Here is a 15,184-nt window from a genome sequence, read left to right as displayed (position 1 = left end):
GCTATAGCCACGGCCAGCTCCAGTGTCCACGGGACACTTCTGCTTTTGAATTTAGTTAAGTCCTCGATCGATTAGTATTCGTCAGCTACACATGTCAACCATGCTTCCACCTCGAACCTATCAACCTCATCGTCTCTGAGGGATCTTACTCATTTAAAATGATGGGAAGTCTCATCTTGAGGGGGGCTTCATGCTTAGATGCTTTCAGCACTTATCCCTTCCACACGTAGCTACCCAGCTATGCTCCTGGCGGAACAACTGGTGCACCAGCGGTGTGTCCATCCCGGTCCTCTCGTACTAAGGACAGCTCCTCTCAAACTTCCAACGCCCACGACGGATAGGGACCGAACTGTCTCACGACGTTCTGAACCCAGCTCGCGTACCGCTTTAATGGGCGAACAGCCCAACCCTTGGGACCGACTACAGCCCCAGGATGCGATGAGCCGACATCGAGGTGCCAAACCTCCCCGTCGATGTGGACTCTTGGGGAGATAAGCCTGTTATCCCCGGGGTAGCTTTTATCCGTTGAGCGATGGCCCTTCCATGCGGAACCACCGGATCACTAAGCCCGACTTTCGTCCCTGCTCGACTTGTAGGTCTCGCAGTCAAGCTCCCTTCTGCCTTTACACTCTTCGAATGATTTCCAACCATTCTGAGGGAACCTTTGGGCGCCTCCGTTACTCTTTGGGAGGCGACCGCCCCAGTCAAACTGCCCACCTGACACTGTCTCCGAACCGGATCACGGTCCTGGGTTAGAAGGTCCGTACAGCCAGGGTGGTATCCCACCAGCGCCTCCACCGAAGCTAGCGCTCCGGTTTCTCAGGCTCCCACCTATCCTGTACAAGCTGTACCAACATTCAATATCAGGCTACAGTAAAGCTCCACGGGGTCTTTCCGTCTGTCGCGGGTAATGCGCATCTTCACGCATAGTATAATTTCACCGGGTCTCTCGTTGAGACAGTGCCCAAGTCGTTGCACCTTTCGTGCGGGTCGGAACTTACCGACAAGGAATTTCGCTACCTTAGGTTCGTTTAGTTACGGCCGCCGTTTACTGGGGCTTCGGTTCAACGCTTCGCCGAAGCTAACGCATCCCCTTAACCTCCAGCACCGGGCAGGTTGTCAGCCCCTATATTCGCCTTTCGGCTTCGAGAGCCCTGTGTTTTTGCTAAACAGTCGCTTGGGCCTTTTCACTGCGGCTTCTCAGCAAGAAGCACCCTTCTCCCGAAGTTACGGGGTCATTTTGCCGAGTTCCTTAACGAGAGTTCTCCCGATCACCTTAGGATTCTCTCCTCGCCTACCTGTGTCGGTTTGCGGTACAGGCACCTCTTTCCTCACTAGAGGCTTTTCTTGGCAGTGTGAAATCAGGAACTTCGGTACTATATTTCCCTCCCCATCACAGCTTGTGATTGCCAGACGGATTTGCCTATCTGACTCACTCACTGCTTGGACGCGCTCATCCAGCGGCGCGCTTTCCCTATCCTACTGCGTCCCCCCGTCGTTCAAACGGAAAGGAGGTGGTACAGGAATATCAACCTGTTGTCCATCGCCTACGCCTTTCGGCCTCGGCTTAGGTCCTGACTAACCCTGAGCGGACGAGCCTTCCTCAGGAAACCTTAGGCATTCGGTGAAGAAGATTCTCACTTCTTTTTCGCTACTCATACCGGCATTCTCACTTCTAAGCGCTCCACCAGTCCTTACGGTCTGACTTCGCTGCACTTAGAACGCTCTCCTACCATTGTTCGTAAGAACAATCCACAGCTTCGGTGATACGTTTAGCCCCGGTACATTTTCGGCGCAGAGTCACTCGACCAGTGAGCTATTACGCACTCTTTAAATGGTGGCTGCTTCTAAGCCAACATCCTGGTTGTCTAAGCAACTCCACATCCTTTTCCACTTAACGTATACTTGGGGACCTTAGCTGGTGGTCTGGGCTGTTTCCCTTTCGACTATGAACCTTATCACCCATAGTCTGACTCCCAAGATAAAGTAGCTGGCATTCGGAGTTTGACTGAATTCGGTAACCCGATGAGGGCCCCTAGTCCAATCAGTGCTCTACCTCCAGTACTCATTTCTTGAGGCTAGCCCTAAAGCTATTTCGGAGAGAACCAGCTATCTCCGTGTTCGATTGGCATTTCACCCCTACCCACACCTCATCCCCGCACTTTTCAACGTGCGTGGGTTCGGGCCTCCAGTCAGTGTTACCTGACCTTCACCCTGGACATGGGTAGATCACACGGTTTCGGGTCTACGACCCCTTACTACAACGCCCTATTCAGACTCGCTTTCGCTGCGGCTCCGTCTATACGACTTAACCTTGCAAGAGATCGTAACTCGCCGGTCCATTCTACAAAAGGTACGCCGTCACCCGTTAATGGGCTCCGACTACTTGTAGGCACACGGTTTCAGGTTCTCTTTCACTCCCCTCCCGGGGTGCTTTTCACCTTTCCCTCACGGTACTGGTTCACTATCGGTCACTAGGGAGTATTTAGCCTTGGGAGATGGTCCTCCCGGATTCCGACGGAATTTCACGTGTTCCGCCGTACTCAGGATCCACTCTGGAGGAAACAGTCTTTCGATTACAGGGCTCTTACCTTCTTCGGCTGATCGTTCCAGATCGATTCGTCTACACTATTTCTTTGTAACTCCGTATAGAGTGTCCTACAACCCCAGAAAGCAAGCTTTCTGGTTTGGGCTGTTTCCGTTTCGCTCGCCGCTACTCAGGAAATCGCATTTGCTTTCTCTTCCTCTGGGTACTAAGATGTTTCAGTTCCCCAGGTCTGCCTCCTATATCCTATGGATTCAGATATAGGTACTACTCCATTACGAGCAGTGGGTTTCCCCATTCGGAAATTCCCGGATCAACGCCTACGTACGGCTCCCCGAGACATATCGGTGTTCGTCCCGTCCTTCTTCGGCTCCTAGTGCCAAGGCATCCACCGTGCGCCCTTCTTCACTTAACTAATTCTGTGAAAAGACGTGGTCTTTACTAAAATTGATGTCTTGTTTAGTCTAGTTCCGGCTCCTAACAGCTAGCGTATAGGCAATCTCTCTACAAGTCTTCTACGAAGACTCTACGCGAGCTTTCCTATCCGTACGCTGCTGAGCAGTCGCCTTCACTTCCTAATACTCTTATCTAGTTTTCAAGGTACAACTTCCACATGACGTGGTGACTTCTGTGTTGTCACAGGACGTGACGGTTTTAACAGAAGTTCATTGAAGGGTTTTAATCCCTCAAAACTGAACCAAACAACCAAGTATGTCTCTCTGACCAGCTCCGAAGAGCTGGCTTCCGTTATCTTTCCTTAGAAAGGAGGTGATCCAGCCGCACCTTCCGATACGGCTACCTTGTTACGACTTCACCCCAATCATTGGCCCCACCTTCGGCGGCTGGCTCCTAAAAGGTTACCTCACCGACTTCGGGTGTTGCCAACTCTCGTGGTGTGACGGGCGGTGTGTACAAGGCCCGGGAACGTATTCACCGCGGCATGCTGATCCGCGATTACTAGCGATTCCGGCTTCATGTAGGCGAGTTGCAGCCTACAATCCGAACTGAGAATGGTTTTATGGGATTTGCTTCACCTCGCGGCTTCGCTGCCCTTTGTACCATCCATTGTAGCACGTGTGTAGCCCAGGTCATAAGGGGCATGATGATTTGACGTCATCCCCACCTTCCTCCGGTTTGTCACCGGCAGTCACCTTAGAGTGCCCAACTAAATGCTGGCAACTAAGATCAAGGGTTGCGCTCGTTGCGGGACTTAACCCAACATCTCACGACACGAGCTGACGACAACCATGCACCACCTGTCACTCTGTCCCCGAAGGGAACGCCCTATCTCTAGGGTTGTCAGAGGATGTCAAGACCTGGTAAGGTTCTTCGCGTTGCTTCGAATTAAACCACATGCTCCACCGCTTGTGCGGGCCCCCGTCAATTCTTTTGAGTTTCAGCCTTGCGGCCGTACTCCCCAGGCGGAGTGCTTAATGCGTTAACTTCAGCACTAAGGGGCGGAAACCCCCTAACACCTAGCACTCATCGTTTACGGCGTGGACTACCAGGGTATCTAATCCTGTTCGCTCCCCACGCTTTCGCGCCTCAGCGTCAGTTACAGACCAGAGAGTCGCCTTCGCCACTGGTGTTCCTCCACATCTCTACGCATTTCACCGCTACACGTGGAATTCCACTCTCCTCTTCTGCACTCAAGTTCCCCAGTTTCCAATGACCCTCCACGGTTAAGCCGTGGGCTTTCACATCAGACTTAAGAAACCGCCTGCGCGCGCTTTACGCCCAATAATTCCGGACAACGCTTGCCCCCTACGTATTACCGCGGCTGCTGGCACGTAGTTAGCCGGGGCTTTCTCGTTAGGTACCGTCAAGGTACAAGCAGTTACTCTTGTACGTGTTCTTCCCTAACAACAGAACTTTACGATCCGAAAACCTTCATCGTTCACGCGGCGTTGCTCCGTCAGACTTTCGTCCATTGCGGAAGATTCCCTACTGCTGCCTCCCGTAGGAGTCTGGGCCGTGTCTCAGTCCCAGTGTGGCCGATCACCCTCTCAGGTCGGCTACGCATCGTTGCCTTGGTAGGCCGTTACCCTACCAACTAGCTAATGCGCCGCGGGTCCATCTATAAGGGACAGCAAAAGCCGCCTTTCAACTTTCTCCCATGCAGGAAAAAGTGTTATCCGGTATTAGCCCCGGTTTCCCGGAGTTATCCCAGTCTCATAGGCAGGTTACCCACGTGTTACTCACCCGTCCGCCGCTCGTTCCACTATCGTCACCCCGAAGGGGTCAGATAGCTTCCCGCGCTCGACTTGCATGTATTAGGCACGCCGCCAGCGTTCGTCCTGAGCCAAGATCAAACTCTCCAATAGAGTTTTGAGTTCTTTACTCAATAATAAAGCTAGCTAAAATCTTACTTAACATACTGGTTGTTTTGTTCAGTTTTCAAGGATCAAAATTATTTCGTTGTTGTTTCAGCGACAACTTTTATATCATAACAAGATATCGTTTATAAGTCAACAACTTTTTTATTTGAATTTCCACCACTCCAACCGTCATTTATCAGATGTTGTCGAAGCGACGTCTATTAATATAACAAGTTTACACTACATAGTCAACGGTATTATACACTCCAATTTTTTCCTGTATCGGGCAAAAAAACAGAGCCCGCCGGCCCTTATAAAATAAAGATATGAACAGCTGTTAAAGAAGCTAATCCTGGTATTCCTAAAAAGCCTGCCACCACAGCTGTAAAAATGTTTATCGGTACATGTAAGCCAAGGGATGCACCAAAAACATTGAAAAAGAATAAAAACAAAACCCCTATAACTAGCTTTACTGTACCTTTTGCTAAGAACCGCATTGGTTTTAATGGTGCACCGACTATTAAGAGAATCGCAATTAATGCAACGACACCTATAATGACTACTGTAGCATCCAATTCTTTTCCCCCTTTAGACTTGTCCTTTACTATTTCAATGTATGTGGGCAATAGAGGAAAAAGAACTTCTTTCTATCATAAAATTACATCCGCGCACTTATTTGTCTGTGTCTTGCTTCTTTCAATAGATAGAAGTACTTCGCTTCTGCAATAGCAAGATCGATTAGTCCTTGCTCGCTCGGCTCCACACTTTTTTCTATAATCGATTTCAAGCTCATCCATTCATCTTTTAATTGATAGGTTCTATTCAATAGTTGCTCGTCTATGTCTTTTCGCTTTATCTTTTTTCCAAACATGTGGATCACCTTCCATAAGGAAATTACAGTTCACGTCTTCCTTCTAAAGCTTTGGATAACGTTACCTCATCTGCATATTCCAAATCTCCACCCATCGGTAAACCATGTGCAATACGAGTTGTTTTAATACCGGAGGGGCGCACTAATCTAGAAATATACATTGCTGTTGCCTCTCCTTCTATATTTGGATTTGTGGCCAAAATTAATTCTTTTACCTCTTCATCCTTTAATCGGTTTAATAAAGAAGGGACATTAATATCCTCTGGACCAATTCCATCCATCGGAGAAATTGCACCGTGAAGCACATGATACTTTCCTCGAAATTCCTTCATCTTTTCCATTGCAATAACATCTTTCGGGTCTTGGACCACACAAATTAAAGAACTATCTCGTGAGTCATCTTGGCAAATGGCACAGGGATCCTCATCGGTAATATGTCCACAGATAGAACAGTGAGTTAGCTCCCGCTTAGCATTCACTAACGCTTTTGCAAAGTCTAACACATCATCTTCTTTCATATTTAAAACAAAAAAAGCCAGACGAACCGCAGTTTTCGGTCCGATTCCTGGCAGTTTTGTAAAGCTGTCTATCAGCTTAGATATCGGTTCAGGATAATACATACAAAACCATCCCTCCTAGAACATTCCTCCAGGTAAATTTAACCCCTTCGTAAATTGTCCCATTGTATCGTTTGTTTTATCATCTACTTGTTTTAACACTTCATTCGTTGCTGAAATAATCAAATCTTGTAGCATTTCCACATCATCAGGATCTACTACCTCTTCATTAATTTCTATATCTACGATTTCTTTTTTACCATTGGCAATAACTTTTACCATTCCACCGCCAGCAGTTGCTTCAAAAGTCATTTCTTGAAGCTCTTCTTGAGCTTTCATCATATCCTTTTGCATTTTTTGCATCTGCTTCATCATTTTATTCATATTTCCACCACCACGCATGGAAACCCCTCCTTTTTATTGATCATGAATTTCTAATAAATCGTCTCCAAAAAGCTTTCTTGCTTCCGTTACGACTGGATCTTCTTCAACCAAGTCCCCGTTTTCTCCTGCTTCTTGTTGACGTTGTTTCTTCACAAAGTCTTCTCGAATTTCTTGCCAATCCGCTTCCGGAATCGGGATGAGTGCTAACTCCTTCCCAACAGTGTCCGCTATTAAAGATTCTATCGTTTGTTTATGGTCCAAAGCAAGTGAACAATGAATCTCATACCGAAAGGCAACTACTAAAGCTTTATCCGAAGCAGCTCTCGGTTTACTATTCAAAATAGTTGCATGGGCAGGTGCATTTTGTTTTTTTAATACATCCATAAATCGTGCCCAGTTTTCTTGGACCGCTTTCAAATCCGTTTTTGATGCCTCGCTTAGCACTTGACGTATTCGCTCGTAAGGTACTTTATAGCTATTCTTCGTTGCTCTCGATTGATTTCGTTTAGGTGCAGGTGCTGAAGGCTGACTACTACCTTGTGGAGGATTTTCTTTTAGATTATTTAATTCTTTTTCTAAATGAATGATTTTTTGCTCCAACCGCTGTATGACCTCATGATCAAAGACCGAATCCGTTTCACCCGCTTGAATATCTGCCATTTTTAAAATAGCAATTTCAATAAAGACCTTTGGACTATTTGTCCATTTCATTTCTTGCTGACATTCATTTAAATAGGAAATAGCCTCTTGAATCCAAGTAGGGTTTATCCTTTCGGCAAGCTCCTTAAAGGTATCATTTAAAACAGCACGCTCCAGGATTTCTCCTAAACCTTGCGCACTCTGGTATAAAAGTAAATCACGCAAGTAATAAATCAAGTCGAACACAAATCGCCCTGGATCTTTTCCTTCTTGAATGAAATGATCCACTAATTGAAGCGCTTGTTGAATTTCCTTTTCATATATGCTCGAAATAATTTGCAAAATAGCATTTTGTGAAACCGCACCGGTTACAGCAAGAACATCCTCTATCGTAACCTCATTCTCACTATATGAAATGGCTTGGTCCAGAAGACTAAGCGCATCACGCATTCCACCTTCTGCAGAAATAGCAACTGCTTCTAAAGCTTCTCGACTTACCGTAATTCCTTCTGCTTCTATAATTTGTTGCATTCTGTCCACTATAGAATGTTGTGTAATACGTTTAAAGTCAAATCGTTGACACCTTGAAATAATGGTTAACGGAATTTTGTGCGGCTCTGTAGTGGCCAAAATAAAAATGACATGCTTAGGCGGCTCTTCTAACGTTTTTAATAAGGCATTAAAAGCTCCTATAGATAGCATATGGACTTCATCTATAATATAAACTTTATACGGAACGGCACTCGGTGCATATTTAACTTTATCCCGAATATCTCGAATTTGTTCTACTCCGTTATTAGAAGCAGCGTCGATTTCAATCACATCAGAAATCGACCCATCTTGAATACCTCGACAGGCATCACACTCATTACAAGGTTCTTTGACGGGAGAACGTTCACAGTTTATCGTTTTCGCAAAAATCTTAGCAGCACTTGTCTTCCCTGTACCACGTGGACCAGAAAACAGATAAGCGTGCGTAAATTTTTCTTGTACGATAGCATTTTGTAACGTTCTGGTGATATGGGATTGTCCAACGACATCGACAAAGCTTCTCGGTCGCCATACACGATACAGTGCTTGGTAAGTCATTTGTGTTCTCCTAACCTAATGTAATTACATTACTGTCATTATACCTGAAATACTTGTAGAAAGGGAACCTTCCACTCTTAAGAATTGCAATAGTCATTCACTTGGTAATATGTAGAGAAAGTTATATTTTTGCTATAAAATATAAAAACCTCTATATTCACGCGGAATAAGAGGTTTCGATTTCTATTATATGTATAAAACCGTGCACCCATCTTCGATAGAACAGCCCTAAGCGTTACTTAAGTTCATGACTCGACCCAGGCTTCCCTGCGGCACACAGAAAGCACCGCTTACTGCTGCTTCCTTCCGGACCTGACAGGATTCACGGGTTCCTGTTGCGCAGGACCCGGGTGTCAACATCAATCCCTTAAGGCAGACCTTAAAGCCGAACTACCTCGGATGGGAATTCAGTCTCGCTATAGCGGATTGCGAGTACAGGGCACCGCTACCTCCCCACCTAGCACGGCAAAGTTGCTACCAATTTTTAAGGCGCTTCGTATAGCGCATGTACAAGTATATCTAGTTTTATAGAAAAATGCAATGGCTCTCATCCTGTAAATATTTCCTGTAAGGATTCTAACTAATTCTTTTTTCTTTCCCGTATTCCTTTAAAAAAGGAACGAAGGATATCCCCGCAATCTTTTTGAAGAACTCCACCGACTACTTCCGCTTGATGATTAAATTGCGGCTGTTGTAACAAATTTATAATGGATCCTGCACACCCAGCTTTTGGGTCATATGCCCCAAACACTACACGAGGTATCCGTGCTTGTACAATAGTACCGGCACACATCGGGCAAGGCTCCAATGTAATATATAGGGTACATTCCTCTAGCCTCCAGCTCCCAACCTCTCGATTAGCCTTTTCAATCGCAATCATTTCCGCGTGAGATGCCGTTATTTGCTCTACTTCACGGAAGTTGTATGCTTTGGCAATGACATTATCCTTATGCACAATCACAGCCCCAATCGGTGCTTCCCCTATTTCGGCTGCCTTCCTCGCTTCCTTTAATGCTAGCTGCATATAATACGTATCGTTCATTTTATCACTCTTCTACTATTAATATGCATTTAGTCTACCAAAAAATGATGTGACCTCCAATTTCGAAAAAACTAAATGTCAAAAGAAAGAACCAAAATCCTCCCCATTTCATAGGCTAACAAATGAGAAGAAAGGAAAGGGGAGGAATAGAAGGTGCAAATCCATGTCGTGAGTCCAGGAGATACGCTCTATAATATAGCAAGACGCTACGGCACTACGGTAGACGCAATTGCCGCCGCTAATGAGTTAAATCAAGCCGACCCACTTGTTGTTGGGCAAGCCTTGTACATTCCCATTATTGGGGAGTTTTATGAAGTACGTTCAGGTGATACCTTATACAGCATTGGGCAGCGATTTGGCATTGATTACAGAGAACTTGCTCGAATCAATAACATTCCCGTTGATCAACCTTTAGAGGTAGGGACAAGAATATATATTCCACAGCCTGAACAGCGAAGCATAGAGGTCAATGCTTATATAGAGCCACTTGGGGGAACTGTTTCCGATGCGCTAATTAATACAGCTGAGAAAAACGCTCCATATTTAACGTATTTAGCTCCATTTAGTTATCGAGTTAGTCGTGATGGGAGTCTAATCGCTCCTCCGTTAGATAACTTTAAAGCGATTGCCGAGCAAAATAACGTAGCTCTTATGATGGTTGTGACGAATCTAGAAGATGGTGAATTTAGTGATGAGCTTGGACAATTAATCGTGACAAATGCGACGGTCCAAGATACTCTACTTGATAATATTATCTCTACCGCTCAAGCCGTTGGGTTCGGGGACGTTCACTTTGATTTTGAATATTTACCACCTGCTAATCGAGAAGATTATAATCAATTTTTAAGAAAAGCAAAAAATCGACTTTCTGCTGCTGGATTATTAATGTCTACTGCTTTAGCCCCTAAAACAAGTGCCACGCAAGAAGGGGCTTGGTATGAAGCACATGACTATGCAGCTCATGGAGAAATTGCTGACTTTGTTGTATTAATGACGTATGAATGGGGATATAGTGGTGGTCCGGCTCAAGCTGTTTCTCCGATTGGACCTGTTCGTGAAGTGGTAGAGTATGCCTTAACGGAGATGCCTGCCAATAAAATTATGCTCGGGCAAAACTTGTACGGATATGATTGGACGTTACCTTTTGTGGCGGGTGGCGAATATGCAAAAGCACTTAGTCCTCAACAAGCCATTCAACTCGCCTTACAAGAAAATGTAGCCATTTCCTATGACGAGGAAGCACAAGCACCCTTTTTTAACTATTACGATGCAGAAGGGAAACAACACGAAGTATGGTTTGAAGATGCCCGTTCCATTCTAACTAAATTTAACCTCATTCGGGAGCTTGGTTTACGTGGTATCAGTTATTGGAAACTAGGGCTGGCATTCCCACAAAATTGGCAAATTCTTAACGCAATGTTTGACATTGAAAAACAAGATTAAGAAAAGGGAGACAAAATTGTCTCCCTTTTCTGATACCATTCGACTTATTTATACGACTTTTGACATAGGACTTTTTTCCTTTTTTCATATAAATGGAATGTATTTTTTTTTATTCTCCTGTAAAATATGTAAAAGAGACTGTTTTATAACAAAAAATAACTTTTATTCATTATATAGGAGAGTTGGATTGTTTTGGAACAAAACAAACGCACAAAAGTTAGAAAGCAACAAAAGAAACGGAAATTAAAAAAAGCCATACTTTTAACTTTCCTTTTTACTTTAATTCTAGTTCTTGCATTCGGAGGTTATATATTTTATCAAGCATACGATGCCGCAAAAGACTCGCATAAGGAATTGGACCGTAAAGGAAATAAATCAGAACTACGGGAAAAAGCCGTTACTATAGGAAAAGACCCTATCTCCATTCTCTTACTTGGCATAGAAAACTATTCCACAGACGGGAAAGATGGACGAGCAGACACACAAATTGTTGTGACGCTTAATCCTGATTCTAATCAAATGACCATGACATCGGTTCCGAGAGACACAATGATTGAACTGACAGAAGAAGAAGTTACCTCTAAATATGCTGGAACTAACAAAATTCTTGCTTCCTATGCATTTGGTTCCATTACCGGTTATGGTGGAAACAAATTAGCTGTGGAAAAGGTCGAAGAATTACTAGACGTTCCGATCGATCATTATATCGCTGTTGATTTCGAAGGCTTCCGAGATATTGTAGATGCGCTAGGTGGGGTAACCATTGATATCAAAGAACCATTCTGGGAAAAAGATATTTATAACAATAATCAACCAATCAATTTTGCTAAAGGGGAAGCACATCTAAATGGGACAGAAGCTCTTGCATTTGTTCGCATGCGTAAAAGAGATGTAAATGCGATTTATCCTAGGGACGAAAGACAACGCCAATTTATTTCAGCCGCTATTGATGAGGCCGTTTCTGCCGGAACGATCTTTAAAATAGGCGAAATAACGGACATACTAGGAGAGAATGTGCAAACAAGCCTAGAACCTTCCGAAATTTATGCGTTACAAAAAGCTTACTCTTCGATGAGTTCATCTAAAATCCAAACGATAGAAATCCCTGGACAGAATCAACGTATTAATGACCTGTATTATTTCATTCCCGATGAAGTTGGCCTAAAAGAGACATCCATCAAAATCAAGCAAGCTTTAGATTTACCAGTTAGTGAACCAGGTACAGAATCAGATGCTACTACGGAAACAGAATAAGCACTACTTACGAAAACCACCTTTGAAGGTGGTTTTTTGATTAAGTTTCTGAGTAATTCAGCAAGAACTGCAAATAATACATGTATCAAAGTTGGTAAGGAGGAATGGACGTGACCTGGACATTTATCTTCAATTCTTTCCTCATGGTTCTAGTCGGTATATTTTTCCTGCGAATTGCAGGGAGAAAATCAATTTCTCAAATGACACTAGCTCAGACTGTCATCATGATTTCCGTTGGTTCTGTCATCATTCAGCCTATTATTGAGGCAAGTGTATTAAGAACTACAGTCGTGACGGGGATTTTTGTTCTATCTTTAATTGCATTAGAATGGATTCAGTTGAAATCAAATAAAGTAGAAAAGATCATTACAGGAAAATCGAGAATTGTGATTCAGAACGGGGAGCTATTACCTCAAGAACTAAAAAAACACCGATTAACAGTAGATCAATTAGAAATGTTTCTTCGACAACAAGGAATCGCAAATATTAAAAATGTAAAGACAGGAACAATCGAACCTAATGGACAACTCGGGTATGAATTAAAAGAAGATGCTCGGCCGTTAACCGTCGGAGAATTTAAAAAATTGATTGGTCCACTCATTCAACAGCAACAAAACAACACTTCTAACTCAAATAAAGATGACCTTTTCAAGGAAATTAATCAAAGTCATAGCGAAAAACATCCATCCTATTTGCAATAATCTTTATATACAGACATAAGAAATCCCTGATTTAAATAATCAGGGATTTCTTAGTACTAATGGACTCGGATTTTATACAAGGCTTTTTCCGTTTCAATCTTTAAACCATCTTCATCTCGAAACGCCATAAATTCCGAGCCAAATGGTATCTCATAAACACCTAACGGTAATTCTACATCCGACTCATACGCCCTACCACGAATCGTCCCTTCCCCTCGGAGGATTAACTCTTGTCCTTCCACATAGCCGTCAATATCGTGTTGTTCTGCTCCTCTAACCGTAATGTCATCTAATTGCATATTTACACGATCCATATCAATTATTTTCTCATCGCTCCCAGTAGCTAGCTCTCCCTTGTGAATAAGCACAGACTGTCCTTTCAATTCCGCTAACCAATTTTCAATATCCTTTAGGCTTTGATTCACCCAAATTACCTCCACTCATAAATAGAATGTACTTCTATTATGCAAAGGTCAGGGATCGTTTATTCTTATTTCAGATCCATAAGCAATCGGAGCTCATCTTTATTGGCAACTAATTGGTCCAATGTGTATTCATCTAACACAGAGAAAAAAGCGGCCAATGCTTTATTTAATGCATGCTTCAGCTTGCAAGAAGGAGTAATGACACATTCATTCATGTCTTTATCAAAGCATTCCAATAAGACAAAATCCTGTTCCAATATCCTTACAATCCTGCCAATATTAATGTCTTCGGGGGGCTTCGCTAATTTGATTCCGCCTCCTCTACCTCGGATGGTTTCTAATAAGCCAAGCTTCGTCAACTGATGAACAATCTTTCTAATATGCTCCTTTGATATGGAAAAGGTCTCTGAAACTTCGGTTATACTCGCTAGCTGGTTATCTTCCTTGGAAGCTGTATATATCAACACTCGTAACGCATAATCGGTATATTTCTTTAATTTCATCGTGTCACCTCTTTCTTCTATTTTCAGTCTTTACTCTCCATTTTTCAAGAAAAAGTAACTTAACAAGATTGACACAATTATTAGGAAATTCCGGTTGTATTTACCTTTTTTTACGTTATACAATAAACATGTATAAAAAATACATGTTTAAAATACAAGGAGTGTTCGTATGTCACAACAAGTAAAGAAAGATTTAGATCAACACACAATCGACATAGTGAAATCAACGGTGCCTGTATTAGAACAACACGGTCAGGCGATTACTTCCCGTTTCTATGAAATGCTATTTGAAAATCATCCGGAATTAAAAAATATTTTTAATCAAACGAATCAAAGAATGGGGAAACAGTCTAAAGCATTAGCGGGCGCTGTTTATGCTGCGGCTAAATACATTGACCAGCTTGAAGTCATTGTTCCTGTTGTTAAACAAATAGCTCATAAGCATCGAAGCTTAAACATCAAGCCTGAACATTACCCTATCGTCGGTGAGAATCTTTTAAAAGCTATTAAAGATGTGTTGGGGGATGCTGCAACAGATGAGATTATAGAAGCATGGGGCGAAGCCTATGGGGTAATCGCAGATACGTTTATTCAAGTTGAAGCAGAGATGTATCGTGAAGCGGCCAATCAACACGGCGGTTGGGAAGGCTTCCGTACCTTCCAAGTATTTAAAAAAGTTAAAGAAAGTGATGAAATAACATCCTTTTACTTAAAACCGACGGATGGAAAACCAATTGCATCGTATCAAGCTGGCCAATATATAACGGTGAAGATAGAATCAGAAGAGCTTGAATTTACTCATCTTCGTCAATACAGTCTCTCTTATCGTTCTAATAATGATTATTATCGCATTAGTGTCAAAAAAGAGGCTGGACTGGAGCAAGAAACACCTGATGGAATTGTCTCTAATTTCTTACATGAACAAGTGAACGTTGGAGATACTCTCCCTATCACAGCACCAGCTGGAGACTTTATTTTAGATGAAGGGAATCATCCACTTATTTTAATTAGTGGTGGTGTAGGACTGACCCCCCTATGATGAGTATGTTAGAAACATCTTTAAAAACTCAGCCTAACCGTCCCGTGACATTTATTCATGCAGCACGTTCTGGTCGAGTTCATGCGTTTAAAGAATTAGTAGCTCAACTGCAGCAGGAGAATTCAAACCTTGCTGTTCATACCGTCTATGAAAACCCTAGTGAAGAGGATCGTGGGCTTTCTACATTTGCTAAAGAAGGATATATTGATTTACCATGGCTTCAATCCGTTATCTCCAGCCAATCGGATGCTGTTTATTATTTCTGTGGGCCAGAGCCTTTTATGAAGGCAATTAACCAATCTCTTAAAGACCTTGGTATTCCAGAAGAAAATCGACGTTTTGAATTCTTCGGGCCTAAAGGCGATATTGCATAA

General features: G+C 43.2%; 11 protein-coding genes, 2 rRNA genes, 1 other RNA gene and 1 pseudogene. 4 read left to right on the top strand and 11 right to left on the bottom strand.

Going from position 1 to position 15,184, the window contains the following annotated elements:
- Positions 1-51: 51 nt before the first annotated feature.
- The 9 genes from FN924_RS00215 to tadA all read right to left on the bottom strand — a co-directional run bounded on the left by FN924_RS00215 (position 52) and on the right by tadA (position 9,445).
- Positions 52-2,960: ribosomal RNA gene (locus FN924_RS00215) — 23S ribosomal RNA — on the bottom strand.
- Between the two features lie 346 nt (positions 2,961-3,306).
- Positions 3,307-4,869, bottom strand: a 16S ribosomal RNA gene (locus FN924_RS00210).
- Together the 16S and 23S rRNA genes form the textbook arrangement of a ribosomal RNA operon.
- A gap of 305 nt (positions 4,870-5,174) precedes the next feature.
- Entirely contained in the window at positions 5,175-5,438 is a 264-nt protein-coding gene (locus FN924_RS00205) for a pro-sigmaK processing inhibitor BofA family protein (protein WP_143891554.1), read from the bottom strand.
- Positions 5,439-5,521: 83 nt separating this feature from the next.
- The gene (locus FN924_RS00200; protein WP_143891553.1) at positions 5,522-5,734 is read right to left on the bottom strand and encodes a YaaL family protein; all 213 of its coding nucleotides are present in this window, start codon (positions 5,732-5,734) and stop codon (positions 5,522-5,524) included.
- 23 nt (positions 5,735-5,757) lie between these two features.
- On the bottom strand, positions 5,758-6,354 hold the full coding sequence (recR, locus tag FN924_RS00195) for a recombination mediator RecR (RefSeq protein WP_143891552.1): 597 nt from the start codon (positions 6,352-6,354) through the stop codon (positions 5,758-5,760).
- A gap of 15 nt (positions 6,355-6,369) precedes the next feature.
- The gene (locus FN924_RS00190) at positions 6,370-6,693 is read right to left on the bottom strand and encodes a YbaB/EbfC family nucleoid-associated protein (RefSeq protein WP_143891551.1); all 324 of its coding nucleotides are present in this window, start codon (positions 6,691-6,693) and stop codon (positions 6,370-6,372) included.
- 15 nt (positions 6,694-6,708) lie between these two features.
- Complete coding sequence (dnaX, locus tag FN924_RS00185) at positions 6,709-8,403, bottom strand: DNA polymerase III subunit gamma/tau (protein WP_143891550.1); 1,695 nt, start codon at positions 8,401-8,403, stop codon at positions 6,709-6,711.
- Between the two features lie 200 nt (positions 8,404-8,603).
- Positions 8,604-8,869, bottom strand: an RNA gene (ffs, locus tag FN924_RS00180) — signal recognition particle sRNA large type.
- A gap of 114 nt (positions 8,870-8,983) precedes the next feature.
- On the bottom strand, positions 8,984-9,445 hold the full coding sequence (gene tadA / locus FN924_RS00175; RefSeq protein WP_143891549.1) for a tRNA adenosine(34) deaminase TadA: 462 nt from the start codon (positions 9,443-9,445) through the stop codon (positions 8,984-8,986).
- A gap of 153 nt (positions 9,446-9,598) precedes the next feature.
- Between tadA and FN924_RS00170 the strand changes: the two genes are divergently transcribed.
- The 3 genes from FN924_RS00170 (at position 9,599) to FN924_RS00160 (ending at position 12,843) form a co-directional block, all read left to right on the top strand.
- Positions 9,599-10,888, top strand: a complete 1,290-nt coding sequence (locus FN924_RS00170) for a glycoside hydrolase family 18 protein (protein WP_143891548.1) — start codon at positions 9,599-9,601, stop codon at positions 10,886-10,888.
- 192 nt (positions 10,889-11,080) lie between these two features.
- On the top strand, positions 11,081-12,142 hold the full coding sequence (locus FN924_RS00165) for an LCP family protein (protein ID WP_143891547.1): 1,062 nt from the start codon (positions 11,081-11,083) through the stop codon (positions 12,140-12,142).
- A 110-nt stretch (positions 12,143-12,252) separates the two neighbouring features.
- Positions 12,253-12,843, top strand: a complete 591-nt coding sequence (locus FN924_RS00160; RefSeq protein ID WP_323368632.1) for a DUF421 domain-containing protein — start codon at positions 12,253-12,255, stop codon at positions 12,841-12,843.
- Positions 12,844-12,899: 56 nt separating this feature from the next.
- Here FN924_RS00160 and FN924_RS00155 read toward each other — a convergent pair whose 3' ends face one another.
- Together FN924_RS00155 and FN924_RS00150 are read right to left on the bottom strand one after the other, a co-directional pair.
- Complete coding sequence (locus tag FN924_RS00155) at positions 12,900-13,268, bottom strand: protein YmzB (RefSeq protein WP_143891545.1); 369 nt, start codon at positions 13,266-13,268, stop codon at positions 12,900-12,902.
- A 65-nt stretch (positions 13,269-13,333) separates the two neighbouring features.
- Positions 13,334-13,771, bottom strand: a complete 438-nt coding sequence (locus FN924_RS00150) for an RrF2 family transcriptional regulator (RefSeq protein WP_143891544.1) — start codon at positions 13,769-13,771, stop codon at positions 13,334-13,336.
- A 169-nt stretch (positions 13,772-13,940) separates the two neighbouring features.
- Here FN924_RS00150 and hmpA point away from each other — a divergent pair.
- Positions 13,941-15,184: pseudogene (gene hmpA / locus FN924_RS00145) on the top strand (NO-inducible flavohemoprotein).

The sequence above is a fragment of the Radiobacillus deserti genome (assembly GCF_007301515.1).
Lineage (GTDB): Bacteria > Bacillota > Bacilli > Bacillales > Amphibacillaceae > Radiobacillus > Radiobacillus deserti.
The sequence above is the reverse complement of the archived record's forward strand: the minus strand, read 5'-3'. Positions and strand labels throughout refer to the sequence as shown.